The following is a 23727-nucleotide window of genomic DNA, read 5'->3' on the forward strand; positions in this document are numbered from 1 at the left end:
GAGTACCCTCGGCTGTTTTTTCTTATCTTGATATTCTTATCAAATCCCTAGCTCATGGCAAGCAAGTCTAGACTGATTAAATAGAGCCTTCTTCCATCTTCTCACGTCCTAGCTCTCGGTAACTACGGTCACCGACAACTTCAACCCTAAACTGACCGTCCTCATATTCAAGAATCGTCACGCTACCATTATCTAGACCATGCGGATGCATGCCATTAATCAGATAAACAATGGTTCCAATAGTCATTCCATGGCTGACAACAAGGGCGTTACCTCCACCTTGATCTTCCATTTCTTTTGCAATTATTTCAAAGCCTTCCTTGATTCGGCCACTGAGTTTTTCCCAACCTTCAGCCCAACCAGCTGTATCGACCTCTACCAAGCCCTCAGCCAGTTCAGCATAAGACAATTGGTGAACGTGGTCCACATTAAAGATACGAGGAATAATGCCCATGAAAAGATCGCCATCATAGGCTCCATCAAAACTACCGAAACACCATTCTCTGATACGCTTGTCCATGCGATAAGGGATTTTCCCCTGCAAGCCAAGTTCTTCAAGTATAATTCCCATGGTCTGAATGGTACGACCAGAATCACTCGAATAAGCGCGCTCAAACTGTAGATCAGATTCTCGCAAACCGATTCCTAACTCTTGAATCCCTCGTTCACCTTCAGCAGTTAAGGGAGTATCGCTCCAACCTTGCGCGCGACCAATCGTGTTAAACATGGTCTTGCCATGACGTACCAAATACAATCGTACTTTTACCATTTTCCGTCCTCCGTTTGCTTCTATTATATCATGAATGATAAAATAAAAGCCACCCATACAGGCGACTTTTGAAGGAGATTATTATGAAAAAGTTTAGGAGTTCATTAAATAAAGATATTAGATGAAAATCAAATTCAAACTAATTCAGTGTTATCTGTTTCAAATAATATTAGGAGGTCTTTATTTAATGATTATAGTATACACATCTAATCTTAAATAGAACTTAAAATTTCTCCTATTTTCTTAATTTTTAAAACTATGAATTGGTGCTGGGATTTGTCCACCGCGAGAGATGAAGTCGACAGACGAAGCCCCATTAACCTTCATAACGGGTGCAGTTCCTAATAGACCACCAAACTCAATCATATCGCCTTCTCTTCCTTTGGGAATGATACGAACAGCTGTTGTTTTCATGTTGATAACACCGATTGCTGCTTCATCCGCAATCATAGCCGCAATAGTTTCAGCAGGCGTATCTTCTGGGATGGCAATCATATCCAATCCAACAGAACAGATAGCCGTCATAGCTTCTAGTTTTTCTAAATTAAGAGAGCCATTTTGCACTGCAGCAATCATTCCTTCATCCTCAGAAACAGGGATAAAGGCACCAGATAGACCACCGACCTGGTTACAGGCCATCACTCCACCCTTTTTAACTTGGTCGTTCAAGAGGGCCAAGGCAGCTGTCGTTCCATGCGTGCCAACTGTTTCTAGCCCCATTTCCTCAAGGACACGTGCCACAGAGTCTCCAACCGCAGGGGTTGGTGCCAAACTCAAGTCCACAATACCAAACTCCACACCCAGTCTCTCACTGGCCATTTGACCAACCAATTGACCGATACGAGTGATTTTAAAGGCAGTTTTCTTAACTGTTTCGGCTACTACATCAAAGCTCTGTCCACGAACTTTTTCCAAAGCACGTTTCACAACACCAGGACCAGAAACTCCGACATTGATGATAACATCTGCTTCCCCAACACCATGAAAGGCACCCGCCATAAATGGATTGTCCTCAACAGCATTAGCGAATACAACCAACTTGGCCACTCCCATATCTGAAAGATTTGCTGTTTCCTTGATAATTCGTCCCATATCTGCCACAGCCGTCATATTAATACCAGACTTGGTTGAGCCGATATTGACTGACGAGCAGACCTTATCCGTCTCAGCCAAAGCGCGAGGAATGGAATTGATGAGAATCTCATCTCCCTTTTGATAACCTTTTTGTACTAAGGCAGAAAAACCACCAATAAAGTCCACACCAATCTCTTTCGCAGCCTTATCAAGCGCTTTTGCCAGAACCACGTAGTCCGTCGCATCTGTCGCTGCCCCAATCAGAGAAATAGGTGTCACCGATACACGCTTATTAACGATAGGAATTCCCAACTCAGCCGCAATTTCATCACCAACAGCTACTAAATTAGCCGCCTTTGTCGTAATTTTTTGATAGATTTTCTCCGCAGCACAATTGATATCTGGATCGATACAGTCCAAAAGAGAAATCCCCATGGTAATGGTTCTAATATCGAAGTTTTGCTCCTCAATCATGGCGATGGTTTCAGTAACTTGTCTAATATCCATGATGACCTCCTAGATATTATACATAGCTTCGAAAATCGCTGCACTCTGAATATTGATTTTTACATTCAAAGTTTGCCCAAAAGCTTCAAATTCATTACGAAGATAGGTAAAATCTTGCTTTTCATCACTAGATACAACAGCCATCATCGTAAAATATTCATCTAAGACAGTTTGAGAGATATCGTCAATATTCAATCCTAATTCTGCAATTTTACCAGAAACACCTGCAACAATTCCAGATTTATCTTTACCAACAACAGTTATAATGGCTTTCATAAGTAAACTCCAATTCTTCTTAAAATAAGAAACCTTAACATTAAACAGGATTCTTTTCAAATAGTATAGCATAATTCTAACGAAAATACTCAAAAACGCCTGCTTACGAAGTTGTTCTTAAGAAAAAAACAATTTCGTAAACAAGCGTCTACTATCCCAACTTATGATGAGTGTTCCCGCTAGGACCGAAATCCTAGCGGTAGACCAGAGCTAGACTAAGAGCACAAGACTCCATCATCATAACACTCAACAAAATTGATGATTTTATACTAATTCGATGATCGCCATTGGCGCTGCATCACCACGACGTGGTTCAGTTTTAAGGATACGAGTGTATCCACCGTTACGTTCAGCATAACGAGGTGCGATTTCTGAGAACAATTTTTGAAGTGCTGTAGTAGAAGTGTACTTATCAGTTGCTTCATCATAGTTTTCAGATGCGATTTCATTACGTACGAAAGCAGCTGCTTGACGACGTGCATGCAAATCACCACGTTTACCTAGAGTAATCATTTTTTCAACAGTTTTACGGATTTCTTTAGCACGAGCTTCAGTTGTCACGATTGATTCGTTGATCAAAAGGTCAGTTGTCAAATCGCGAAGCATTGCTTTACGTTGTGAGCTAGTGCGTCCTAGTTTACGGTAAGCCATGTATTCCTCCTTTATTTATCTTTTAATCCAAGACCCAAATCAATGAGTTTGAGTTTCACTTCTTCCAAACTCTTGCGTCCAAGATTTCGTACTTTCATCATCTCTGCTTCAGATTTTTCTGTCAAATCATGCACAGTATTGATACCGGCACGTTTTAAACAGTTGTATGAACGCACAGACAAGTCCAGTTCCTCAATCGTACGATCTAAAATACGGTCGTCAGATTCAGTATCAGCTTCTTTCATCACTTCAGTTGACTTAGCAATCTCAGTAAGATTTGTAAACAAATCAAGATGTTCTGTCAAAATACGTGCTGAAAGCCCTAAAGCATCTTCTGGAATAATTGTTCCATTTGTCAAGATTTCAAGGGTTAATTTGTCGAAACCATCATTGCTACCTACACGAGCAGGTTCCACTTGATAGTTGACTTTTGTAACTGGTGTATAAATAGAATCTACAGCAAGTGTTCCAACTGGTGCATTATCCTTTTTATTTTCATCAGCAGGTACATATCCACGACCACTGTTAACAGTCATAGTCGCTTTTAGAGAAGAACCTTCACCGATTGTAAAGAGATAATGATCTGGATTTACAATTTCAATATCGCTATCTGTCAAAATGTCACCAGCTGTTACTTCAGCAGGACCTTCAACATCCAGTTCGATGATTTTTTCGTCTTCAACGTACGATTTCACTGCAATTCCTTTAATGTTCAGAATGATTTGCATCACGTCTTCACGAACACCTGGAACTGTGTCAAACTCATGTAACACACCATCAATGTTGATAGATGTCACAGCTGCTCCTGGTAGAGAAGCTAGAAGTACACGACGAAGAGAGTTACCAAGAGTTGTACCGTAGCCACGTTCAAGTGGTTCGATTACAAACTTGCCATAATCTTTATTTTCATCAATTTTTGTTATATTTGGTTTTTCAAACTCGATCATTTAGTTACTCCCTCTTAAACGAAAAGCAGTGTAATGCGATGATTATACACGGCGACGTTTTGGAGGACGAGCACCATTGTGTGGCACTGGAGTCACATCACGAATTGCTGTTACTTCAAGACCAGCGGCAGCAAGCGCACGAATAGCTGACTCACGACCAGAACCTGGACCTTTTACAGTAACTTCAACTGATTTAAGACCGTGTTCTTGTGCAGATTTAGCAGCAGCTTCAGAAGCCATTTGAGCAGCGAATGGTGTAGATTTACGAGAACCTTTGAAACCAAGAGCACCAGCTGATGACCAAGCAATTGCATTACCATGCACATCAGTAATCATAACAATAGTGTTATTAAATGTAGCGTGAATATGAGCAATACCAGATTCGATATTCTTTTTCACACGACGTTTACGTGTTGGTTTAGCCAAGACTTTTACCTCCTATATTATTTTTTCTTACCAGCAATCGCAACAGCTTTACCTTTACGAGTGCGGGCGTTGTTTTTAGTGTTTTGTCCACGGACAGGAAGTCCACGACGGTGACGGATACCACGGTATGAACCGATTTCCATCAAACGTTTGATGTTCAAGTTTACTTCACGACGAAGGTCACCTTCAACTTTGATTGCATCCACTTCACGACGGATAGCATCTTCTTGATCTGATGTAAGATCACGTACACGAACATCTTCTGAGATTCCAGCAGCAGCCAAAATTTTCTTAGATGTTGCAAGTCCGATACCATAAACATAAGTCAATGAGATTACTACGCGTTTGTCATTTGGAATATCAACTCCAGCAATACGAGCCATGTTTTCTCCTTTCTATCTTATCCTTGACGTTGTTTGTGTTTTGGATTTGCTGGGCAAATTACCATAACACGACCATTACGACGAATAACTTTACAGTATTCGCAAATTGGTTTGACCGATGGTCTTACTTTCATTTCTTATCCCTCCAAGTTTTTCGATTATTTAAAGCGGTAAGTGATACGTCCACGTGTCAAGTCATATGGACTCATTTCGACAGTAACACGATCTCCCGCTAAAATACGAATATAGTTTTTACGAATTTTACCAGAAACTGTTGCTAAAATCTGATGTCCATTTTCAAGTTCAACCGTAAACATTGCATTCGGCATTGTATCAACTACTTTGCCTTCAACTTCAATCACATCGTCTTTTGCCACGCAAAAGCACCTCCATAAATTTCGATTCGATGCCTCTAGACACAGAGACAACAATTATAAGTCAGACTATCTCAGTATAACATTTGTAGCAGATTTTTGCAAGTGCGAAAAACGCTTTATTTCAAATTTGTCAATACTTTTTCAATATCTGAGAAGACATCATTGATATCTTGATTACCTTCGATGTCATGAACCAAACCTTTGGCACGGTAGTGAGCAATGATTGGTTCTCCTTGAGCAATATTAACATCCAAACGACGTTTTACTGTCTCAGGCTTATCATCTTCACGTTGGTAGTAATCTTCTTCTTTATAGTCAACTGGTGGGTTAAAGACCTTGTGGAAAGTTTCTCCAGTTACGCGGTGGATGATACGGCCACTCAAACGTTCCAAGAGGCTGTCAGGGTTCACTTCAATATTGATAATACCTTCTAGTTCAATGCCAAGTTCAGCCAATGTTTTGTCCAAGGCATGAGCTTGTTCAATTGTACGTGGGTAACCATCCAATAAGAATCCTGTTTCTTTAATATCATCTTGTGAAAGGCGTTCTTTTACGATTCCATTTGTAACTTCGTCAGGAACCAATTCACCCTTGTCAATATATGACTTAGCAAGAACACCCATTTCAGTTTGATTTGCCATTGCAGCGCGGAACATATCACCTGTTGAGATATGTGCAACATGGAATTGTTCTACGATTTTTGCTGCTTGAGTTCCCTTACCTGCACCAGGTAAGCCCATAATCAAAAGATTCATGATTTGATCTCCTTATTTTATTTTTAAATAGAAGCAAAAAGTCTTTTCACCCCTATTTAAAAACAAAATAGAAGAGGGGAGATCCAACTCTTACAAATGTCAGAGTTTAAACCTCCACTCCCTCAGTATTTACTGATTCAGTAAATACTTTTATTCTGTTCTGTCCATGAAACCAACATACTTACGTTTCAATAGGTAACCTTCCAATTGCTTGATTCCTTCGATACCTGTAGAGATAATGATCAAGAGACTTGTTCCACCAAAGGCAACAACATCAGAAAGACCAAATACATCTTTAGCTGCAATCGGTAAAATGGAAATCACACCAAGGAAGAGGGAACCAACAGTTGCAAGACGACGAAGAAGTTTAGACATATATTCTTCTGTACCTTTACCAGGACGAACTCCATGGATATAGGCACCACTCTTTTGTAGGCTCTCTGCTGCTTTTTCAGGATTAATCTGTACAAACGTATAGAAGAATGTAAAGAGAATAATCAACAAAGCATACATGGCAATACCAGTTGGAGAAGTAGTTGCCAACATCTCTTGTGCTACCCTTACCCAAGCCCAATCATGACCTGTGGCACTCAAAAACTGAAGAATAGCCGCAGGCGCTGCAGTAATCGAACTGGCAAAGATAACAGGGATAACTCCAGCAGGGTTTACCTTTAACGGAAGGTAAGAGCTAGATGGAGCACCTTGTGCAACCTTAGTATATTGGATTGGAATTTTGTATTCTGCTTGTTGAACATAAGTTGTAAAGTAAATAATCAACAATACAGTAATAATCAAAATGATTACGAAAATGATAGATGAAGTGATACGGCTACTTGGGACGTTCACAAAGTAGTCCACATAGATGCCCTGAATCATCTCTGGAATTGAGGAAACAATCCCGGCAAAGATAATCATGGAAACACCGTTTCCGTATCCCTTATCTGTAATTTGCTCACCCAACCAAGTGACAATCATACTACCAGCTGTTAAGATGATACCAATCGTCAGAAAAACTTGTGGAGTTAAAGCAGTTTTAATCAATTGAGCTCCAGCCAAGGTATTAAAACCAGCTGTAATCCCGATAGATTGCACAAAAGCGAGAACTAGAGCAATATAACGAGTAGCTTGATTCAATTTTCTTCGACCTACTTCCCCTTGTTTACCCCACTCTACAAACTTGGGTAAAATATCCATTTGCAAGAGTTGGACAACAATAGAAGCGGTGATATAGGGACTAACTCCTAGGGCAAAAATCGAAAAGTTTTTTAGGGCATTCCCCGACACCAAGCTCAACATGTTTAAGAAGGATAATCCACTTAAAGCATTCAAGCTATTGGCATTCACACCAGGAACTGTAATGCTAGTTCCGATACGAAAGACCAAAACGATAAAAATTGTAAATAAAATTTTTGATCGAACCTGCTTGACTTTAAGAGCTTCTCTTAATAATTTAAAAAACATAGGTCACCTCTCTTAGATGACTTCTACTGAACCACCTTTAGCAGTGATAGCTTCTTCAGCTGATTTAGAGAATTTAGCTGCTTTCACAGTCAATTTCTTAGTCAACTCACCGTTACCAAGAATTTTAATACCTGACTTTTCAGCTTTAACAATTCCTGCTTCGATAAGAACAACTGGAGTTACTTCAGCACCATCTTCAAAGACGTTCAATTGGTCAAGGTTCACAATTGCGTATTCTTTAGCGTTGATGTTAGTGAATCCACGTTTTGGAAGACGACGGAACAATGGAGTTTGTCCACCTTCAAAACCAAGGCGAACTCCGCCACCGCTACGAGCTTTTTGACCTTTTTGACCACGACCAGATGTTTTACCGTTACCTGATGAAGTACCACGACCAACGCGGTTACGTACTTTACGAGAACCTTCTGCAGGTTTCAATTCATGAAGTTTCATTTTTATTTTCTCCTCTTTTGTAAAATGCTAGCGCCGATAAGGGAGAAAAGGTTGTCTCCCCCATCAACTCGCCTATACGATGTCATCATAGATGACTATATCTAGTTTTAGGGGATGGTACAGTGCACATCCCCTAAAACTTCATTAGTTTACTTCTTCAACTGTTACTAAGTGAGATACTGCTGTAATCATACCACGGATAGCAGCGTTATCTTCTTTAATAACAGAGCTGTTCAATTTGCCAAGTCCAAGTGCTACAACAGTTTTACGTTGTGATGGAATGCGTCCGATTGGAGACTTAGTCAAAGTAATTTTAATTTGAGCCATTTTATCCCCTTTCTTATGCCAAATCAGAAACTGAAATACCACGAAGGGCAGCAATTTCTTCAGCGCGTTTCAATTGTTTCAAACCTTCAACAGTTGCACGAACAATGTTGATTGGAGTGTTAGAACCAAGTGATTTAGATGTAATATCTGCCACACCTGCCAATTCCACAACGGCACGAACTGCACCACCAGCGGCAACTCCAGAACCTTCTACAGCAGGTTTCAACAATACTTTAGCTCCACCGAATTCTGAAAGAACTTCGTGTGGGATTGTTGTTCCAACCATAGGAACTTCGATCAAGTTTTTCTTAGCATCATCTACTGCTTTACGGATTGCTTCTGGAACTTCTTGAGCTTTACCAGTACCAAATCCTACGCGACCATTGTGGTCACCAACAACAACAAGAGCTGCGAAACGAAGACGACGTCCACCTTTAACAACTTTTGTAACACGGTTGACAGCAACTACGCGTTCTTCTAATTCAACTGCATTGTCTTTAAATGCCATTTTCTAGTGTCCTCCTATTAGAATTTCAATCCGTTTTCACGAGCTGCATCAGCCAAAGCTTTCACACGTCCGTGATATAGATATCCACCGCGGTCGAACACCACTTCTGAAATACCTTTAGCGTTTGCACGTTCTGCAACGAGTTTACCGACAGCAACGGCTTGTTCAGTTTTAGTTCCTTTTGAAACTTCTTTATCAAGAGTTGAAGCACTTGCGAGCGTTACACCCGCTACGTCATCAATCACTTGAGCGTAGATGCCTGTATTAGAACGGAATACGTTCAAACGTGGGCGATCAGCAGTTCCAGAGAGTTTTCCGCGAACGCGACGGTGGCGTTTTTGGCGGAGTTTGTTTTTATCTGGTTTTGAAATCACAGTTTTCACCTCTTTAGTTTTAAATCGTGTGCTATGCACAAAGTTGGAAAATAGGTTGGTGGTTGATGATCAACCACTCAACATTATTTACCTGTTTTACCTTCTTTACGGCGAACGAATTCACCAACGTAACGGATACCTTTACCTTTATATGGTTCTGGTGAACGAAGGCTACGTACGTAAGCAGCTGTTTGACCAACTACTTCTTTTGAAATTCCGCTAACAACGATTGTTGTTGGGTTTGGAAGTTCAAAAGTAATTCCTTCTGGAGCTTCAACTTCGTCTGGATGAGATTTACCAACAGCCAAAACAAGTTTAGATCCTTGAAGCTGTGCACGGTAACCAACCCCACGCATTTCAAGTTCTTTCTTAAATCCTTCTGATACACCAACAACCATGTTGTTCAAAAGGGCACGAGTAGTTCCGTGGATAGTTTTCATTTCTTTTGAATCGTTTGGACGGTGAAGAGTTATTTCAGTACCTTCCACACGGATTTCAATATCTTTTGAGAACTCACGAGTAAGTTCTCCTTTAGGTCCTTTTACAGTTACAACGTTGTCATTGTTAGCGAGTTCAACACCAGCAGGCAACACGATAACTTTATTACCAATACGTGACATGTTTATTTTCTCCTGTTAAATTGTCAGGCCAGAACGGCCAGTTTTCACGGGGTTCAGATACTTATTTAGTTCAAGAGCTGAACTGAACACGCTCTAAGAACTGTGCAAAATAGATAAGTTGGCTTGTTTGTAAACAAACTTCTCCAACTTCCTAATTTTGCTTTGTTCTTTACGAGCTTTGTATCTTGATTTTACCAAACGTAAGCGATAACCTCACCACCAACATTCTTTTGGCGTGCTTCTTTATCAGTAAGCAAACCTTCAGAAGTTGAAAGGATGGCAATTCCAAGTCCGTTAAGAACTTTTGGAAGGTCTTCACGTTTTTTGTAGACACGAAGTCCTGGTTTAGAAACACGTTTCAAGTTAGTGATAACTTTCTCACCATTTGGTCCGTATTTAAGAAATACACGGATGACGCCTTGTTTGTCATCTTCAATGATTTCAACGTTTTTTACAAAACCTTCGCGTTTAAGGATTTCAGCAATCCCTTTTTTGATGTTTGATGCAGGTACTTCAAGTACTTCGTGTTTAGCTTGGTTAGCATTACGAATACGAGTTAGGAAGTCTGCGATTGGGTCAGTCATAACCATTTTGTTTTTCTCCTCTTACTAGTAGTTTGCAAGTTGCACTTGCTAGTTAATACATGATACAAAGAGCGTAACAGCACGAGCAAAAATAGACAATTTAATGCAGAAGCAATGCTCCAAAGCAAATTGGTCTTTTTTGCCAAAGCTGTAGCTCGTGTTCAAATTGGCAAGCCCAATTGAACCCGGGCTAAACTCTGTGTGAAAAAGATAAACTTTCCTAGAAACTTTAGTTTCTTCGTCAAGTTTCCTATTTTTACTTGGAGTTTTGACGCTCTTGATATCTTAAATTACCAAGATGCTTTTGTTACACCAGGAATTTGACCTTTATGCGCAAGTTCGCGAAAAGCGATACGACTCAGACCAAATTTGCGGTAAACTGAATGTGGGCGCCCCGTAACTCTACAACGATTATGTAAACGAGTCGGTGAGGCGTTGCGAGGTAATTTAGATAAACCTTCGTAGTCCCCTGCCGCCTTTAATGCAGCACGTTTTTCAGCATAACGGTCAACAATTTTTTGGCGTTTAGCCTCTCTAGCTACCATTGATTTTTTAGCCATTAGATTTACCTCCTATATTATTTTGCAAAAGGCATTCCAAGGCCTGTAAGCAATGCACGTGACTCTTCGTCAGTGTTAGCAGTTGTTACGATAACGATGTCAAGACCACGAGTTTTGTCAACGTCATCGAAGTTGATTTCTGGGAAGATTAATTGTTCTTTCACACCAAGTGTGTAGTTCCCGCGTCCATCAAATGATTTTGTTGGAACACCGTGGAAGTCACGTACACGTGGAAGTGAAACTGATACCAATTTATCCAAGAATTCGTACATACGTTCACCACGAAGGGTAACTTTTGCACCGATCGCAACACCTTCACGAAGACGGAAGCCGGCGATTGATTTTTTAGCTTTAGTGATAAGTGGTTTTTGACCTGAGATAAGTGCCAATTCTTCAGCAGCTTTTTCAAGGCTTTTAGCGTTTGATACAGCTTCACCAACACCCATGTTCAAAACAATCTTATCTACTTTAGGCACAGCCATCACTGATGAGTAGTTGAATTGTTCTGTCAAAGCAGGAACTACTTCATTAAGATATTTTTCTTTTAAACGATTTGCCATTATACTTCTCCTTTCCTTCGTGATTAATCAAGCACTTCGCCTGATTTTTTGTTGTAGCGAACTTTTTTACCGTCTACAAATTTGTAACCAACACGACCAGCTACACCATTTTTGTCCAAAACTTGAACGTTTGATACGTGGATAGCTGCTTCTTTCTCGATGATACCACCTTGAGGAAGCTCGTTAGTTGGACGTTGGTGTTTCTTAACAATGTTAACACCTTCAACGATAACTTTGTTTACTTTTGGAAGGGCAGTAAGGACAACAGCTTCTGTTCCCTTATCTTTACCAGCGATTACGCGAACTTTGTCGCCTTTTTTTACAAACATTAGGTTTCTCCTTGATTTTTCTTACGCCCATAAGGGCACCCTAGCTTGAAGCTAGGGGACTAGTTTGTTCCTAAAAATTAAAGTACTTCTGGAGCAAGTGACACGATCTTCATGAAGCCACCTTCACGCAATTCACGTGCAACTGGGCCAAAGATACGTGTTCCGCGAGGAGTTTTGTCTTCACGGATGATAACTGCTGCGTTTTCGTCAAATTTGATGTATGAACCATCAGCACGACGAGCACCTGATTTAGTACGAACGATAACTGCTTTAACAACGTCACCTTTTTTAACCGCACCACCAGGAGTAGCTTGTTTTACAGATGCCACGATAACATCACCGATGTTTGCAAATTTACGTCCTGAACCACCAAGAACTTTGATAGTCAAGATTTCGCGAGCACCGCTGTTGTCTGCGACTTTCAAACGAGTTTCTGTTTGAATCATTTCAGTTTTCTCCTTTCAGGTTTGATTAGATGATGACCGCTTCTTCAACAACTTCTACAAGACGGAAACGTTTTGTAGCTGAAAGCGGGCGAGTTTCCATGATACGTACGATATCGCCTTCTTTGGCAACATTGTTTTCATCATGAGCTTTGTATTTTTTAGAGTAGTTAATACGTTTACCATAGACTGGGTGGTTACGTTTTGTTTCAACTACAACTGTGATTGTCTTGTCCATTTTGTCAGATACAACACGTCCAACAAGAACTTTACGATTATTGCGTTCCATTGAAATTTCTCCTTCCCTAGTCTATTATTTCGCTTCAGATTGAACTGTTTTGATACGAGCGATTTGTTTTTTAACTTCTTTCAAGCGAGCTGTTTGTTCCAATTGACCAGTAGCAGCTTGGAAACGAAGTTCAAACAATTCTTTTTTCAATTCGTTTTCGCGCTTCGCGAGTTCTTCTTGAGAAAGACCACGAAGTTCTTTAACAAATTCTTTTACTTCATTAAGTTTCATGCCTTCTCCTTATTCTGCTTCACGTTTTACGAATTTACATTTAACTGGCAATTTGTGGCTAGCAAGTCGAAGCGCTTCACGTGCAATCTCTTCAGATACACCAGCGATTTCGAACATCACTTTACCACGTTTAACTGGTGCTACCCAACCTTCAGGTGCCCCTTTACCAGATCCCATACGCACACCGATAGCTTTAGCAGTGTATGATTTGTGTGGGAAGATTTTAATCCAAACTTTACCACCACGTTTCATGTAACGAGTCATGGCGATACGAGCAGCTTCGATTTGGCGGTTAGTGATCCAGTGGCTAGTTGTAGCTTGAAGACCGTATTCACCGAATGCTACTTCTTTTCCACCTTTTGCTTCACCGCGCATTTTTCCACGGAACTCACGACGGTGTTTAACACGTTTAGGTACTAACATTGGTTATTTACCTCCTTTAGTGTTTTTACGAGCTGGAAGAACTTCACCACGGTAGATCCATACTTTAACACCAAGTTTACCGTATGTAGTATCTGCTTCTTCCCAAGCGTAATCGATATCTGCACGAAGTGTGTGAAGCGGAACAGTTCCTTCAGAGTATCCTTCAGCACGGGCGATATCTGCACCGTTCAAACGACCTGATACTTGAGTTTTGATTCCTTTAGCTCCAGCACGCATTGCACGTTGGATTGCTTGTTTTTGTGCACGACGGAAAGCAACACGTTGCTCCAATTGACGAGCAATTCCTTCACCTACAAGGTGAGCATCCAAATCAGGTTGTTTGATTTCGATGATGTTGATGTGTACTTGTTTTCCAGTCAATTTGTTAAGTTTTGCACGGAGTGCATCAACGTTAGCACCACCTTTACCGATAACCATACCTGGTTTAGCAGTGTGAAGTGAAACGTTAACTTTGTTTAGTGCGCGTTCGATTTCAATAGTTGAAACTGCTGCGTCAGCAAGTTCTTTTTGAACGAATTTACGGATTGCAAGATCTTCATGAAGGTAATCCGCGTATTCTTTTTCAGCATACCATTTGGCATCCCAATCACGGATGATGCCGACACGCATACCAATTGGATGTACTTTTTGACCCACGATTTTACCTCCTTATTTTTCTGCAACAGCTACAGTGATGTGAGCTGTACGTTTGTTGATTGGTGAAGCTGAACCTTTCGCACGTGGACGGAAACGTTTCATAGTTGGTCCTTCGTTTGCGAATGCTTCAGATACTACCAAATTAGCTTTATCCAAACCAAAGTTGTTTTCAGCGTTAGCTACAGCTGAGTTCAAAACTTTCAAGATGATTTCAGCAGCTTTGTTTGGAGTGAATGTCAAGATTGCGATTGCATCGGCTACGCTTTTACCACGGATGTTATCAAGAACAAGACGTGATTTACGAGGTGAAACACGTACTGTACGAGCCATTGCTTTAGCTGAAGTAATTTCTGCCATTTATGTTCTCCTTATTTTCTACGTGTTTTCTTGTCGTCTGCAGCGTGACCTTTGTAAGTACGAGTTGGTGCAAATTCACCAAGTTTGTGGCCTACCATGTCTTCTTGGATGTAAACAGGTACGTGTTTACGTCCGTCATAAACTGCAATAGTGTAACCAATGAAACTTGGGAAGATCGTTGAACGACGTGACCAAGTTTTAATAACTTTTTTCTTTTCGTCGTTAGCTTGAGCTTCAACTTTTTTCATCAAATGCTCATCGACGAAAGGTCCTTTTTTAAGACTGCGTCCCATTTTTATATTTTCTCCTTTAAATGTTGTACCACAGCGGCTTGCACTCCTATGGAGCGCTACCGAGCTGGCGGATTTACTAGTTGCTTAAGCGACTAGTTTAATATTATTTCTCGTTGCGACGACGAACGATAAGTTTGTCAGATTTCGCTTTCTTGTTACGAGTTTTAAGACCAAGAGCAGGTTTGCCCCATGGAGTAGATGGTGCTTTACGACCAACTGGTGCTTTACCTTCACCACCACCGTGTGGGTGATCGTTAGGGTTCATTACAGAACCACGAACTGTTGGGCGGATACCTTTCCAACGGCTACGTCCTGCTTTACCAAGGTTTACAAGTCCATGTTGTTCGTTTCCGACAACACCAACTGTAGCACGGCAAGTTCCAAGAATCATACGAACTTCACCTGATTGAAGACGAACAAGAACATATTTACCTTCAGAACCCAATACTTGAGCAGATGCACCAGCAGCACGTACCAATTCACCACCACGACCTGGTTTCAACTCGATGTTGTGAATCAAAGTACCAACTGGGATGTTAGCAAGTGGAAGAGCGTTTCCGACTTTGATATCTGCTTCTGGACCTGAAACGATACGTTGACCTACTTCAAGACCTTTTGGAGCGATGATGTATGCTTTCACACCGTCAGTGTAGTGTACAAGAGCGATGTTTGCAGAACGGTTTGGATCGTACTCGATTGTTTTAACAACTGCTTCAACGTTGTCTTTATTACGTTTGAAGTCAACCAAACGGTAAAAACGTTTGTGTCCACCACCTTGGTGACGAACTGTGATACGACCGTTGTTGTTACGACCAGCCTTGCTCTTCAATGCAACAAGCAATGATTTTTCAGGAGTGCTTGTTGTGATTTCAGCGAAATCCAAAGAAGTCATATTACGGCGACCGTTTGTTGTTGGTTTATAAACACGAATTCCCACGATATTTCCTCCTTAGATTATTCAGCTTCAGCAGCAAACAACTCGATTGCTTTAGAATCAGCTGTAAGTGTGATGATAGCTTTTTTAGTTTTGTTAGTAAAACCAGTGTAACGTCCAACACGTTTAGCTTTTGGTTTTACGTTGATTGTGTTAACATTGGCAACTTTAACACCTTCGAAAGCAGCTTCAACAGCTTGCTTGATCAAAAGTTTGTGTGCACGAGTGTCAACTTCAAATACATATTTTCCTGCTTCAAGTTGAGCCATTGAGCTTTCAGTGATGACAGGTTTTTTGATAACATCATACAAATTCATTATGCAAGAACCTCCTCGATTTTAGAGATAGCTGCTTGTGTGACAAGAAGTTTGTCGCTATTTGCGATGTCAAGAACACTTGCAGTTGTAGCAGTTGCAACTTTCACGTTTGGAAGGTTACGAGCTGAAAGAGCTGCGAATTCATTTCCTTCTTCAAGGATAACAAGAACTTTAGAATCGATGCTCAATGCTGCAAGAACTTTTGCAAATTCAGCAGTTTTTGGAGCTGTAAATGAAAGAGCGTCTACAGCTACGAATTTGTTTTCAGCAACTTTTTCAGAGTAAACTGATTTAAGAGCTAGGCGACGAACTTTTTGTGGAAGTTTGTAGCCGTATGAACGTGGAGTTGGTCCGAAGACAACACCACCACCACGCCATTGTGGTGAGCGGATAGAACCTTGACGAGCACGTCCAGTTCCTTTTTGACGCCATGGTTTGCGTCCACCACCTGATACTGCAGAGCGGTTTTTAACAGCGTGTGTTCCTTGACGAAGGCTTGCGCGTTGGCTGATGATTACATCAAACACAACTGATTCATTTGGTTCGATACCAAATACTGCATCGCTAAGAACAACTTGGCCAGCTTCTTTACCAGTTTGGTCAAATAATGTTACGTTTGCCATTGTGACTGATTTCCCCTTTCTTTATTATTTACCAGCTTTAACTGCTGATTTGATAGTGATAAGAGATTTCTTAGCACCTGGTACGTTACCTTTGATAAGGATAACGTTCTTTTCTGGAACAACTTGTACAACTTCAAGGTTTTGAATTGTTACGCGGTCGCCACCCATACGCCCTGCAAGGTTTTTACCTTTGAATACGCGGTTAGGTGCAACAGGTCCCATAGAACCTGGACGACGGTGGTAACGAGAACCGTGAGCCATTGGTCCACGTGATTGTCCGTGGCGTTTGATAACACCTTGGAAACCTTTACCTTTAGAAGTACCAGTTACGTCAACAACGTCTCCAGCTGCGAATGTTTCAACTGTAATTTCAGCACCAACTTCCAAGCCTTCAACGTTTTTGAATTCACGAATGAAGCGCTTAGGAGCCGTGTTAGCTTTCGCTACATGTCCTTTAGCAGGTTTGTTGCTCAATACTTCGCGTTTGTCATCGAAACCAACTTGGATAGCGTTGTATCCGTCTGTTTCAACAGTTTTAACTTGAAGAACAACGTTTGGAGTTGCTTCAATAACTGTTACAGGGATCAATTCGCCAGCTTCAGTGAAGATTTGAGTCATTCCCACTTTTTTCCCTAAGATTCCTTTTGTCATGAGAAAATAGTTCCTTTTCTATATTTTTATTCAAAAAGTTTTTAACGAGCGTTTTTTATGCTCAAGTCTAAGATACAAAGGGCGTCAAACTCAACGTGAAAATAGGAAACTGACACAGTGTCTAGCAGACGCGAGGAAGTTTATCTTTTTCACACCGAGTTTAGCCCGTGTTCAATTAGATTGAAACACCAGCCTCTGCTCTTTTATATTTTAGATTAAAGTTTGATTTCTACGTTTACACCACTTGGAAGATCCAATTTCATCAAGGCATCAACTGTTTTTTGAGTTGGGTTAACGATATCGATCAAACGTTTGTGTGTACGCATTTCAAATTGTTCGCGAGAGTCTTTGTATTTGTGAGTCGCACGAATGATTGTGTAGAGGCTACGTTCAGTTGGAAGTGGGATTGGACCCGCAACTTGTGCACCTGTACGAGTAGCTGATTCTACGATTTTTGCAGCCGCTGTGTCAAGCGTACGGTGTTCGTAAGCTTTCAAACGGATACGGATTTTTTTGTTTGCCATCTTTTTCTCCTTTTCGTCTATTTAAGATAATAGGCTAGCTCCACAAGAAAACCGACGCGGTGTTGCGTGGCAATGCAACCGAGCGTGTCGCAACCTCTTGCATCAAAACTAAGGCTGTAATTTACAGCACCATAATAGAATAACACAAATCCCCTGCGATTGCAAGGGATTTGTTAGGTTTTTTCGTTTTTTGGGGATGAAACTGTTTTCCTACTTTTTCTTTCTAAAATTAGGGATTTTCTTCTATATTTCTTCTATACATAAGTTAAGTCCTCTTGACATCAAATTTATCTTCTGATTGGTCCACTAAGATATCCGCCTTAGACTCAGTTTCTTTATAGTATCGCAGATACTGCTCCCGTCTCATCTGATGGCTAGCCAATATAAAGGATGCATCGCGATTTCTCACAGTCGTATCTCTAGCAAGGCGTCGCTTTAATTCGGTCTCCTCATCCGTGTAGAAACAGATGGTTTTTTCAAAGAGTTCCTTGGGTAGAAAGCCAACAGACATCCCTTCGACAATCAAAATTGGTTTGGCTCCAGACAAGACCTCACTAGCCTTCCAAGGTTCTTCAATTGTCAAGACATCCATACCCGCCTGCAAGGCAAGGATATCTCTCTGCAAACTCTCCAGTTCATGCGCCACTGGCAGACTGGCTGTCACCTTTTGATTCGGCGCGTCCTTGGGTACTACCAAATAGCGTCCGGAGGTGATATAGGGATCTGTTTCTAGCAAATTTACTGTAGTAGAATCTAAAGCTTGGTACAATTCCTGTGCAAAGGTTGATTTACCTGAAGCTCCATGACCGTATATTCCCAGTGTCCTGACTTTCCCCGTCTCGATCTCTGAGACTAGTTGGTCTACTAAGTCTTTTTTCTTCATTCTCTCTTCACCTGTTCATAGCTTTCTTTTCCGTCATTGAGCTTGTCCCAAATCACTACTTGCCCACTTTTGAGCGATTTTTGCACATCGATAATTCGTTGGTTAGACGAACCTCGAAACTGGAGCATAAGATTTCTCTTAGTTCGATCATATCTTCCATCGACAAGAATGTCAATCAGTGACAAGAGTTCCAGTTTATCTGGAGTTTCCAACATCATTTCTTCCCAAGTGTAGCCCGTCCAGGACCAGATGTCCTTGTCTGGCAATTCCTTCCGAATCCGCTTAACAAGTGGCAAGAGAATCCCAGTATTAAGAAAAGGCTCCCCTCCTAGTAAGGTTAACCCCTGAACATAAGGCTGGGCAAGATCTGCCATAATCTGTTCTTCCAACTCAGCTGTATAGGGAATGCCTGCATTGAAGGACCAGGTCGCTACATTATAACACCCCTCGCAGTGAAACATACAGCCTGCTACATAGAGAGAGTTACGCACGCCTTCGCCATCAACAAAGTTAAAGGCCTTGTAGTCAATGATACGACCTTGACTAAGTTCCTCGCTTTTCCATTCTTGTGGTTTTGGATTATTCATTCGCTACCTCTATCCAATAACGCTCGACTCCATTGCGAGCATCCTCAAATATTCCACCATTTGCTAGAATGACTGCTCTGCTAGCAGGATTATTCACGCTACAGGTCACCAGAGCTTTCTTGATGTTCTTTTCCTTAGCAACTTGCAAGCCCTGACGGAGAGTCTCTTTTGCATAACCCTTGCCTCTTTCAGATGGACGGATGGAGTAGCCAATGTGGCCAGCATAATTCAGTAACCCCTCATTCAGTCTCAATCGCAGATTCAAAAATCCTAGAGCACAACCTGATTCACCAAACAATACGAACTGTATCGATGGAACGCGATTTTCAGGTAGCCATATTCCCATTTCTTTATTACGGTTACCTTCTAGCCACTCCTCGTAAGAAAAATCCTCAACATCCCAAAATCCTCCATCATGGGCTGATTGGCTCTTTTCAAACTCTGTCATCATATCTAAAACAGCTTTCTTATCCGCTAATCTTGGTCTGCGTAATTCCATCCTTACCTCCCACTATGAGAAAAGCGAGAGCTGGCTCTCACTTTTATTTTTTCTTGTTCTTGTTTAAAAATTGTTCTCTGAAGCTAAGCAAGCGTTCTTTCTTACCAGCTCCACCTTTAGAGTGTTTCTCGTGATAACGGGTCACTTGTGCGCGCCCCTTATCGTCTAGTTGATATTTTCCCATTTCATTTCTTTCTAATTTGTTACTTGATGCCCAGCTATTTTAATCGTTGAACCATTCATATGTTTGACACGCGCAGCGATTTCCTTGTGACGCCCGTTGACCATCGGTCTTGCTTGAGGATTACCTAGGTAGCCACAAGTTCGCTTCACCACATCTACTGTTTTAGGGTCGCTATTGCCACAGTTTGGACAAGCAAACCCTCTCTCAGTTGGTTCAAAATCCCCTTCAAAGTCACACTTGTAGCAACGGTCAATCGGAGTATTGGTGCCTAGATAGCCTACACGGTCATAAGCATAATCCCAGACAGCTTCCAAGGCCTTTGGATTTTGCTGAAGGACTGGATACTCACAATAATGGATGAAACCACCTGACGCACCTGCTTCTGGATAGACTTTCTCAAAGTCCAATTTTTCAAACGGTGTTGGATTTTTACGAACATCGTAGTGGAAAGAGTTGGTGTAGTATTCCTTGTCTGTGATATCAGGAATAGAGCCAAACTTGTCTATATCTAGTCGGCAGAAACGGTCTGTCAGACTTTCGGATGGTGTTGAGTAGATAGAGAAATGGTAGCCATATTGGTCTGACCACTCTTCTACACGGCGTTTCATATCGTGAATGATGTCTAGCGTGAATTCCTTAGCATCTGGATTACTTTCCCAGCTGTTACCAAAGAAAACTGTCGCTACTTCATACAAGCCGATATAGCCCAGCGAAACGGTAGCACGACGATTCTTAAAGAGCTGGTCAACACTTTCTTCTTTACCTAGACGATGGCCAAAAGCACCGTACTGATAAAGAATAGGAGCATTTGCTGGTGTCGCCTCTTTAGTGCGTTCGACACGGTAAACAAGAGCATCTTCTGCGATATTCATTCGCTCGTTGAAGATTTCCCAGAACTTATTCATATCACCTTCAGACTCAAGAGCAATACGAGGCAGATTAACCGTCACAACACCCAGATTCATGCGACCTGAATTGACTTCTACACCATTTTCACCCTTCCATCCTTGGAGGAAAGAACGGCAACCCATAGGCACCTTGAAGGATCCTGTCAAGTCAACAATCTTATCGTAAGATAAAACATCTGGATACATCCGTTTGGTTGCACACTCAAGAGCCAACTGCTTGATGTCGTAGTTGGGAGTTCCTTCCTCTAAATTAAGGCCTCTTTTCAGAGTGAAAATAAGTTTAGGAAAGATAGCCGTACGGTGTTCTGAACCAAGACCCTTGATGCGAATGTTTAAAATAGCTTTTTGAATTTCTCGTTCAAAACGACTGGTTCCCAGACCAAAACCTAACGAAGTAAAAGGTGTTTGTCCATTTGAAGTGAAGAGAGTATTGATTTCATACTCAAGAGATTGCATGGCATCGTAGATGTCCTTTTGCGTTTTCTTCCAAGCGTAATCTTCCCGTTTTTCAGGCAATACCCACTCTTCTGCATCTTTGAGATGTTTTTGATAATTCTTCTCTGCATAAGGCGCCAAAATTTCATCGATACGGTCAGCTGAACAGCCACCGTACTGGCTAGAAGCAACGTTGGCAATGATTTGAGAAATCTGTGCTGTCGCAGTCTGGATAGACTTGGGACTCTCTACCTCTGCATTTCCAATCTTAAAACCATTTTCCAACATACCCTTAAAATCAATCAAACAGCAGTTGGTCATAGGGGTATAGGGACTGTAGTCCAAATCGTGATAGTGGATATCCCCCTTTTGGTGGGCATTGGCTACGTGCTTAGGAAGCATTTGCAGTCCGATTGATTTCCCAACAATCCCTGCTGTCAAATCACGCTGAGTGTTAAAGACATCACTGTCTTTATTAGCATTTTCATTGACAACTGTCTGGTCTTTGTTGAGAAGTTTATGAATACTAAAGTTGATATCCGTCGCTTTTGAGCGCTCAAAATCCCTCTGTGTCCGATAAGTAATATACTCCTCAGCCAGCGCATATTCTTTGGCTTCAAGGAGTTCATGTTCTACGATATTTTGAATTTCGTAAATCTTAATTCCCTGTGGAAAGCGACTATGAATTTCTGTAATAATTCGCTCAGTCAGATCATTGAGGCGTTTTTCAACCAGGGGTGTCACATCCATAACCTTGTCAGCCGCCTTGTGGAGAGCCTTGTCAATCTTGTCCACATCAAATACAACACGTCTCCCATCTCGTTTCTCGACGAAGAGAGTTGGCAAAATTGTAATTTTTTCTTCTAGTGCAATCATACGCATGCTCTTTTCTAAAATGTTCTTTCTAAAAAGTATTATACCACTCTAAAAAGAAAAATCAATATCTTGTGTTAAAAATCCTAAAATTTTTAAAAATACACAAGATATTGATTTGGTTATTTAATTTTATAGACTTTAAACTCTGAGTAATCAGTCTTTACTTGTTGGTAATTTTCTTTTAAGAGTGTTTCCACTTCAGACCAGACTACCACCTTGTCATTTACCACAATCACCTTAGGTTGTTTTTCTTTCAAGTCATTAAGTAACTTATTACGATTTTCCTCAGTTGCTGTATAGTGCAACGGGGACAAAATCGCCGATGGCGACAAGCGCTCACTCTTACGATAAAGAGTCGCAGTATCATCCCATGCATAGATAGCATCTTCCGTATTTGTCTCCTCTTTTACCAAATCAGCAAGACGATTACGTTCTTGATAAGGTACTGGATAAAGGACAAACTTCATCAAAAAAGGAACAGACAAAAGATAGACAAACCCAAAAACTAGCAGATATAGATTTCCTTTGAAGAAACGACTCCATAGGCTAACTGGCGTTTCTCTTCGGCTTCTTCTAGCACTACGCCCCCTCTGTTGACTCTTAATATTGGTTACCAATAAAAGTAGGAAAACAGGGAAGACGACCATCAAATAAGAAGCGTGCAGAGGCTCTTGTGAAAAGAAAAGTAAAATCAAACCTAAAATTACCACAAGACTTGCAGGAACCGAAATGACGTATAGTTTAAAGGGTTTGGATTGAAAGAGACCTAAAAAGATACAAACCACAAATCCCAAACCAAGGGACAACAAGCCATAAAAAAACATATTCTCTAAAATTTTAGAAGTAAAATCAAAGCGAATACTGTCAATAGGATAACGAATACCACTAATCGCATCCCCAAAACTTCCTGTTGCAGCACTATAGTAGGCAGTTGGATAAAAGACAAGTGAAAAACCTAAAGCCACTGCAAGAAACTGATAAAACCCATGCGCAAAGCGTCTATGCCCAAGGTTAAAGACCAACAAGCCTAAACTCACTACAGCAATAAACAGGAGCGATGATAAGGGAGCAAAGAAAAATCCGCCTGCCAAAGCTAGCCCAATCCGTACAAATCCCTTATCATGGCTTGGATTGCTTAGGTAAGCCGCAACTAAACTAAAGGCTGCGAATAAGAAAGGAAGCGCTAAAAGAGTCGCATAGCCTCCACCAAAAGCAAGACCTGTAACTAGCATGTAAAAAATAGTCACCAGATGTCCAGCTTGGTCTCCTTGCTCTGTCAAGGTGTCCGCTGATCTAAAAAGGAAAAATCCTCCTGCTACCAAGGCTAACCACTCAAAGATGGCAAAGAAAAATCCGCCCTGACTCACGTAAGTCAGCAAATAATAAAGCAAACCTTGACTTCCATAATAGTCGCTGTAAATCTTCCCTGTCTGATGAAGCGCCCAACCTGCATAAAAATCCTGCACTTCTTGTGCACTCATTAAGTCGAGTAATAGCGGTACTCCTAGAGTTATCCCCGTTACAAGCGTACTCCATAGTAAAATTTTCACCAAAGGAAGACGACTTGATTCACGATGATGCGATTCTTGTTCAATTTGGTATTCTAGAGGTTCACGATTCTCCTTATGAACTTCTTCTACTCTACCATACACACTCATATCGTTTCTCCTAT

General features: G+C 41.1%; 38 protein-coding genes. All 38 read right to left on the reverse strand.

Annotation, left to right across the window (positions count from 1 at the left end; genetic code table 11):
- Positions 1 to 76 precede the first annotated feature (76 nt).
- The gene (locus tag AT689_RS01245; protein WP_000241536.1) at positions 77 to 769 is read right to left on the reverse strand and encodes a histidine phosphatase family protein; all 693 of its coding nucleotides are present in this window, start codon (positions 767 to 769) and stop codon (positions 77 to 79) included.
- Positions 770 to 1012: 243 nt separating this feature from the next.
- Positions 1013 to 2350, reverse strand: a complete 1338-nt coding sequence (locus tag AT689_RS01250) for a PFL family protein (protein WP_000354884.1) — start codon at positions 2348 to 2350, stop codon at positions 1013 to 1015.
- 9 nt (positions 2351 to 2359) lie between these two features.
- The gene (locus tag AT689_RS01255) at positions 2360 to 2626 is read right to left on the reverse strand and encodes an ACT domain-containing protein (protein WP_000644124.1); all 267 of its coding nucleotides are present in this window, start codon (positions 2624 to 2626) and stop codon (positions 2360 to 2362) included.
- 264 nt (positions 2627 to 2890) lie between these two features.
- The gene (rplQ, locus tag AT689_RS01260) at positions 2891 to 3277 is read right to left on the reverse strand and encodes a 50S ribosomal protein L17 (protein ID WP_000331493.1); all 387 of its coding nucleotides are present in this window, start codon (positions 3275 to 3277) and stop codon (positions 2891 to 2893) included.
- 11 nt (positions 3278 to 3288) lie between these two features.
- Positions 3289 to 4224 (reverse strand): DNA-directed RNA polymerase subunit alpha, encoded by a 936-nt coding sequence (locus AT689_RS01265; protein WP_000568988.1) that lies wholly within the window; start codon positions 4222 to 4224, stop codon positions 3289 to 3291.
- A gap of 42 nt (positions 4225 to 4266) precedes the next feature.
- Positions 4267 to 4650: a 30S ribosomal protein S11 gene (gene rpsK / locus AT689_RS01270; protein ID WP_001118385.1), complete on the reverse strand. Its 384-nt coding sequence runs from the start codon at positions 4648 to 4650 to the stop codon at positions 4267 to 4269.
- A gap of 17 nt (positions 4651 to 4667) precedes the next feature.
- Positions 4668 to 5033, reverse strand: coding sequence for a 30S ribosomal protein S13 (gene rpsM, locus AT689_RS01275; RefSeq protein WP_000090781.1), 366 nt, complete (start codon positions 5031 to 5033; stop codon positions 4668 to 4670).
- Positions 5034 to 5050: 17 nt separating this feature from the next.
- Positions 5051 to 5167: a 50S ribosomal protein L36 gene (gene rpmJ / locus AT689_RS01280; RefSeq protein WP_001808836.1), complete on the reverse strand. Its 117-nt coding sequence runs from the start codon at positions 5165 to 5167 to the stop codon at positions 5051 to 5053.
- A gap of 24 nt (positions 5168 to 5191) precedes the next feature.
- Positions 5192 to 5410: a translation initiation factor IF-1 gene (gene infA / locus AT689_RS01285; RefSeq protein WP_001029883.1), complete on the reverse strand. Its 219-nt coding sequence runs from the start codon at positions 5408 to 5410 to the stop codon at positions 5192 to 5194.
- Positions 5411 to 5526: 116 nt separating this feature from the next.
- Positions 5527 to 6165: an adenylate kinase gene (locus AT689_RS01290; RefSeq protein WP_001050431.1), complete on the reverse strand. Its 639-nt coding sequence runs from the start codon at positions 6163 to 6165 to the stop codon at positions 5527 to 5529.
- Between the two features lie 150 nt (positions 6166 to 6315).
- On the reverse strand, positions 6316 to 7626 hold the full coding sequence (secY, locus tag AT689_RS01295; protein WP_000465397.1) for a preprotein translocase subunit SecY: 1311 nt from the start codon (positions 7624 to 7626) through the stop codon (positions 6316 to 6318).
- 12 nt (positions 7627 to 7638) lie between these two features.
- Positions 7639 to 8079 carry a 50S ribosomal protein L15 gene (gene rplO, locus AT689_RS01300; RefSeq protein WP_000766087.1) on the reverse strand — a complete coding sequence of 147 codons (441 nt, stop codon included), beginning with the start codon at positions 8077 to 8079 and terminating at the stop codon, positions 7639 to 7641.
- Between the two features lie 144 nt (positions 8080 to 8223).
- Positions 8224 to 8406: a 50S ribosomal protein L30 gene (gene rpmD, locus AT689_RS01305; protein ID WP_000057241.1), complete on the reverse strand. Its 183-nt coding sequence runs from the start codon at positions 8404 to 8406 to the stop codon at positions 8224 to 8226.
- A gap of 13 nt (positions 8407 to 8419) precedes the next feature.
- Positions 8420 to 8914, reverse strand: coding sequence for a 30S ribosomal protein S5 (rpsE, locus tag AT689_RS01310; RefSeq protein WP_000874201.1), 495 nt, complete (start codon positions 8912 to 8914; stop codon positions 8420 to 8422).
- A 17-nt stretch (positions 8915 to 8931) separates the two neighbouring features.
- Positions 8932 to 9288, reverse strand: a complete 357-nt coding sequence (rplR, locus tag AT689_RS01315; RefSeq protein ID WP_000624044.1) for a 50S ribosomal protein L18 — start codon at positions 9286 to 9288, stop codon at positions 8932 to 8934.
- Between the two features lie 83 nt (positions 9289 to 9371).
- Positions 9372 to 9908: a 50S ribosomal protein L6 gene (gene rplF / locus AT689_RS01320; protein WP_000086630.1), complete on the reverse strand. Its 537-nt coding sequence runs from the start codon at positions 9906 to 9908 to the stop codon at positions 9372 to 9374.
- Positions 9909 to 10099: 191 nt separating this feature from the next.
- On the reverse strand, positions 10100 to 10498 hold the full coding sequence (gene rpsH, locus AT689_RS01325) for a 30S ribosomal protein S8 (RefSeq protein WP_000245505.1): 399 nt from the start codon (positions 10496 to 10498) through the stop codon (positions 10100 to 10102).
- Positions 10499 to 10782: 284 nt separating this feature from the next.
- Positions 10783 to 11052: a 30S ribosomal protein S14 gene (gene rpsN / locus AT689_RS01330; RefSeq protein ID WP_001085703.1), complete on the reverse strand. Its 270-nt coding sequence runs from the start codon at positions 11050 to 11052 to the stop codon at positions 10783 to 10785.
- Positions 11053 to 11069: 17 nt separating this feature from the next.
- A complete protein-coding gene (gene rplE / locus AT689_RS01335) occupies positions 11070 to 11612 on the reverse strand; it encodes a 50S ribosomal protein L5 (protein ID WP_000013542.1) in 543 nt (180 codons plus the stop codon).
- A gap of 23 nt (positions 11613 to 11635) precedes the next feature.
- The gene (rplX, locus tag AT689_RS01340) at positions 11636 to 11941 is read right to left on the reverse strand and encodes a 50S ribosomal protein L24 (RefSeq protein ID WP_000497691.1); all 306 of its coding nucleotides are present in this window, start codon (positions 11939 to 11941) and stop codon (positions 11636 to 11638) included.
- Positions 11942 to 12018: 77 nt separating this feature from the next.
- A complete protein-coding gene (gene rplN, locus AT689_RS01345) occupies positions 12019 to 12387 on the reverse strand; it encodes a 50S ribosomal protein L14 (RefSeq protein ID WP_000616545.1) in 369 nt (122 codons plus the stop codon).
- Positions 12388 to 12412: 25 nt separating this feature from the next.
- A complete protein-coding gene (gene rpsQ, locus AT689_RS01350) occupies positions 12413 to 12673 on the reverse strand; it encodes a 30S ribosomal protein S17 (RefSeq protein WP_000440801.1) in 261 nt (86 codons plus the stop codon).
- Between the two features lie 24 nt (positions 12674 to 12697).
- Entirely contained in the window at positions 12698 to 12904 is a 207-nt protein-coding gene (gene rpmC / locus AT689_RS01355; RefSeq protein ID WP_000772918.1) for a 50S ribosomal protein L29, read from the reverse strand.
- A 9-nt stretch (positions 12905 to 12913) separates the two neighbouring features.
- Positions 12914 to 13327, reverse strand: coding sequence for a 50S ribosomal protein L16 (gene rplP, locus AT689_RS01360; RefSeq protein WP_000960946.1), 414 nt, complete (start codon positions 13325 to 13327; stop codon positions 12914 to 12916).
- Positions 13328 to 13330: 3 nt separating this feature from the next.
- On the reverse strand, positions 13331 to 13984 hold the full coding sequence (gene rpsC / locus AT689_RS01365; RefSeq protein ID WP_000529931.1) for a 30S ribosomal protein S3: 654 nt from the start codon (positions 13982 to 13984) through the stop codon (positions 13331 to 13333).
- A gap of 12 nt (positions 13985 to 13996) precedes the next feature.
- A complete protein-coding gene (rplV, locus tag AT689_RS01370; protein ID WP_000818137.1) occupies positions 13997 to 14341 on the reverse strand; it encodes a 50S ribosomal protein L22 in 345 nt (114 codons plus the stop codon).
- An 11-nt stretch (positions 14342 to 14352) separates the two neighbouring features.
- Positions 14353 to 14634: a 30S ribosomal protein S19 gene (gene rpsS, locus AT689_RS01375; RefSeq protein WP_000533766.1), complete on the reverse strand. Its 282-nt coding sequence runs from the start codon at positions 14632 to 14634 to the stop codon at positions 14353 to 14355.
- A 103-nt stretch (positions 14635 to 14737) separates the two neighbouring features.
- Positions 14738 to 15571 carry a 50S ribosomal protein L2 gene (gene rplB / locus AT689_RS01380; protein ID WP_000512911.1) on the reverse strand — a complete coding sequence of 278 codons (834 nt, stop codon included), beginning with the start codon at positions 15569 to 15571 and terminating at the stop codon, positions 14738 to 14740.
- A gap of 17 nt (positions 15572 to 15588) precedes the next feature.
- Entirely contained in the window at positions 15589 to 15885 is a 297-nt protein-coding gene (locus AT689_RS01385) for a 50S ribosomal protein L23 (RefSeq protein WP_001055347.1), read from the reverse strand.
- Positions 15885 to 16508: a 50S ribosomal protein L4 gene (gene rplD, locus AT689_RS01390; RefSeq protein ID WP_000024543.1), complete on the reverse strand. Its 624-nt coding sequence runs from the start codon at positions 16506 to 16508 to the stop codon at positions 15885 to 15887. Before rplD ends, AT689_RS01385 begins: the two co-directional genes overlap by 1 nt.
- A gap of 24 nt (positions 16509 to 16532) precedes the next feature.
- Positions 16533 to 17159 (reverse strand): 50S ribosomal protein L3, encoded by a 627-nt coding sequence (gene rplC / locus AT689_RS01395; protein WP_000160197.1) that lies wholly within the window; start codon positions 17157 to 17159, stop codon positions 16533 to 16535.
- Positions 17160 to 17374: 215 nt separating this feature from the next.
- Positions 17375 to 17683, reverse strand: a complete 309-nt coding sequence (gene rpsJ / locus AT689_RS01400; protein ID WP_001284513.1) for a 30S ribosomal protein S10 — start codon at positions 17681 to 17683, stop codon at positions 17375 to 17377.
- A 265-nt stretch (positions 17684 to 17948) separates the two neighbouring features.
- Entirely contained in the window at positions 17949 to 18566 is a 618-nt protein-coding gene (locus AT689_RS01405) for a uridine kinase family protein (protein WP_000725993.1), read from the reverse strand.
- On the reverse strand, positions 18563 to 19153 hold the full coding sequence (gene nrdG, locus AT689_RS01410; RefSeq protein WP_001064208.1) for an anaerobic ribonucleoside-triphosphate reductase activating protein: 591 nt from the start codon (positions 19151 to 19153) through the stop codon (positions 18563 to 18565). Before nrdG ends, AT689_RS01405 begins: the two co-directional genes overlap by 4 nt.
- The gene (locus tag AT689_RS01415) at positions 19146 to 19652 is read right to left on the reverse strand and encodes a GNAT family N-acetyltransferase (RefSeq protein ID WP_000423426.1); all 507 of its coding nucleotides are present in this window, start codon (positions 19650 to 19652) and stop codon (positions 19146 to 19148) included. Before AT689_RS01415 ends, nrdG begins: the two co-directional genes overlap by 8 nt.
- A gap of 43 nt (positions 19653 to 19695) precedes the next feature.
- A complete protein-coding gene (locus AT689_RS01420; protein ID WP_000521619.1) occupies positions 19696 to 19836 on the reverse strand; it encodes a hypothetical protein in 141 nt (46 codons plus the stop codon).
- 11 nt (positions 19837 to 19847) lie between these two features.
- Complete coding sequence (gene nrdD / locus AT689_RS01425) at positions 19848 to 22055, reverse strand: anaerobic ribonucleoside-triphosphate reductase (RefSeq protein ID WP_001836397.1); 2208 nt, start codon at positions 22053 to 22055, stop codon at positions 19848 to 19850.
- Positions 22056 to 22174: 119 nt separating this feature from the next.
- Complete coding sequence (locus AT689_RS01430) at positions 22175 to 23713, reverse strand: hypothetical protein (RefSeq protein WP_000118079.1); 1539 nt, start codon at positions 23711 to 23713, stop codon at positions 22175 to 22177.
- Between the last annotated feature and the right edge of the window lie 14 nt (positions 23714 to 23727).

Origin of the sequence: Streptococcus pneumoniae, from assembly GCF_001457635.1 — a bacterium.
GTDB lineage: Bacteria > Bacillota > Bacilli > Lactobacillales > Streptococcaceae > Streptococcus > Streptococcus pneumoniae.

Excerpts from the sequence above, each read along its gene's own strand:
- AT689_RS01245 (WP_000241536.1), bottom strand. The coding sequence starts at position 769 with ATGGTAAAAGTACGATTGTATTTGGTACGTCATGGCAAGACCATGTTT.
- AT689_RS01250 (WP_000354884.1), bottom strand. The coding sequence starts at position 2,350 with ATGGATATTAGACAAGTTACTGAAACCATCGCCATGATTGAGGAGCAA.
- AT689_RS01255 (WP_000644124.1), bottom strand. The coding sequence starts at position 2,626 with ATGAAAGCCATTATAACTGTTGTTGGTAAAGATAAATCTGGAATTGTT.
- rplQ (WP_000331493.1), bottom strand. The coding sequence starts at position 3,277 with ATGGCTTACCGTAAACTAGGACGCACTAGCTCACAACGTAAAGCAATG.
- AT689_RS01265 (WP_000568988.1), bottom strand. The coding sequence starts at position 4,224 with ATGATCGAGTTTGAAAAACCAAATATAACAAAAATTGATGAAAATAAA.
- rpsM (WP_000090781.1), bottom strand. The coding sequence starts at position 5,033 with ATGGCTCGTATTGCTGGAGTTGATATTCCAAATGACAAACGCGTAGTA.
- rpmJ (WP_001808836.1), bottom strand. The coding sequence starts at position 5,167 with ATGAAAGTAAGACCATCGGTCAAACCAATTTGCGAATACTGTAAAGTT.
- AT689_RS01290 (WP_001050431.1), bottom strand. The coding sequence starts at position 6,165 with ATGAATCTTTTGATTATGGGCTTACCTGGTGCAGGTAAGGGAACTCAA.
- secY (WP_000465397.1), bottom strand. The coding sequence starts at position 7,626 with ATGTTTTTTAAATTATTAAGAGAAGCTCTTAAAGTCAAGCAGGTTCGA.
- rplO (WP_000766087.1), bottom strand. The coding sequence starts at position 8,079 with ATGAAACTTCATGAATTGAAACCTGCAGAAGGTTCTCGTAAAGTACGT.
- rpmD (WP_000057241.1), bottom strand. The coding sequence starts at position 8,406 with ATGGCTCAAATTAAAATTACTTTGACTAAGTCTCCAATCGGACGCATT.
- rpsE (WP_000874201.1), bottom strand. The coding sequence starts at position 8,914 with ATGGCATTTAAAGACAATGCAGTTGAATTAGAAGAACGCGTAGTTGCT.
- rplF (WP_000086630.1), bottom strand. The coding sequence starts at position 9,908 with ATGTCACGTATTGGTAATAAAGTTATCGTGTTGCCTGCTGGTGTTGAA.
- rpsH (WP_000245505.1), bottom strand. The coding sequence starts at position 10,498 with ATGGTTATGACTGACCCAATCGCAGACTTCCTAACTCGTATTCGTAAT.
- rpsN (WP_001085703.1), bottom strand. The coding sequence starts at position 11,052 with ATGGCTAAAAAATCAATGGTAGCTAGAGAGGCTAAACGCCAAAAAATT.
- rplE (WP_000013542.1), bottom strand. The coding sequence starts at position 11,612 with ATGGCAAATCGTTTAAAAGAAAAATATCTTAATGAAGTAGTTCCTGCT.
- rplX (WP_000497691.1), bottom strand. The coding sequence starts at position 11,941 with ATGTTTGTAAAAAAAGGCGACAAAGTTCGCGTAATCGCTGGTAAAGAT.
- rplN (WP_000616545.1), bottom strand. The coding sequence starts at position 12,387 with ATGATTCAAACAGAAACTCGTTTGAAAGTCGCAGACAACAGCGGTGCT.
- rpsQ (WP_000440801.1), bottom strand. The coding sequence starts at position 12,673 with ATGGAACGCAATAATCGTAAAGTTCTTGTTGGACGTGTTGTATCTGAC.
- rpmC (WP_000772918.1), bottom strand. The coding sequence starts at position 12,904 with ATGAAACTTAATGAAGTAAAAGAATTTGTTAAAGAACTTCGTGGTCTT.
- rplP (WP_000960946.1), bottom strand. The coding sequence starts at position 13,327 with ATGTTAGTACCTAAACGTGTTAAACACCGTCGTGAGTTCCGTGGAAAA.
- rplV (WP_000818137.1), bottom strand. The coding sequence starts at position 14,341 with ATGGCAGAAATTACTTCAGCTAAAGCAATGGCTCGTACAGTACGTGTT.
- rpsS (WP_000533766.1), bottom strand. The coding sequence starts at position 14,634 with ATGGGACGCAGTCTTAAAAAAGGACCTTTCGTCGATGAGCATTTGATG.
- AT689_RS01385 (WP_001055347.1), bottom strand. The coding sequence starts at position 15,885 with ATGAATTTGTATGATGTTATCAAAAAACCTGTCATCACTGAAAGCTCA.
- rplD (WP_000024543.1), bottom strand. The coding sequence starts at position 16,508 with ATGGCAAACGTAACATTATTTGACCAAACTGGTAAAGAAGCTGGCCAA.
- rplC (WP_000160197.1), bottom strand. The coding sequence starts at position 17,159 with ATGACAAAAGGAATCTTAGGGAAAAAAGTGGGAATGACTCAAATCTTC.
- rpsJ (WP_001284513.1), bottom strand. The coding sequence starts at position 17,683 with ATGGCAAACAAAAAAATCCGTATCCGTTTGAAAGCTTACGAACACCGT.
- AT689_RS01405 (WP_000725993.1), bottom strand. The coding sequence starts at position 18,566 with ATGAAGAAAAAAGACTTAGTAGACCAACTAGTCTCAGAGATCGAGACG.
- nrdG (WP_001064208.1), bottom strand. The coding sequence starts at position 19,153 with ATGAATAATCCAAAACCACAAGAATGGAAAAGCGAGGAACTTAGTCAA.
- AT689_RS01415 (WP_000423426.1), bottom strand. The coding sequence starts at position 19,652 with ATGGAATTACGCAGACCAAGATTAGCGGATAAGAAAGCTGTTTTAGAT.
- AT689_RS01420 (WP_000521619.1), bottom strand. The coding sequence starts at position 19,836 with ATGGGAAAATATCAACTAGACGATAAGGGGCGCGCACAAGTGACCCGT.
- nrdD (WP_001836397.1), bottom strand. The coding sequence starts at position 22,055 with ATGATTGCACTAGAAGAAAAAATTACAATTTTGCCAACTCTCTTCGTC.
- AT689_RS01430 (WP_000118079.1), bottom strand. The coding sequence starts at position 23,713 with ATGAGTGTGTATGGTAGAGTAGAAGAAGTTCATAAGGAGAATCGTGAA.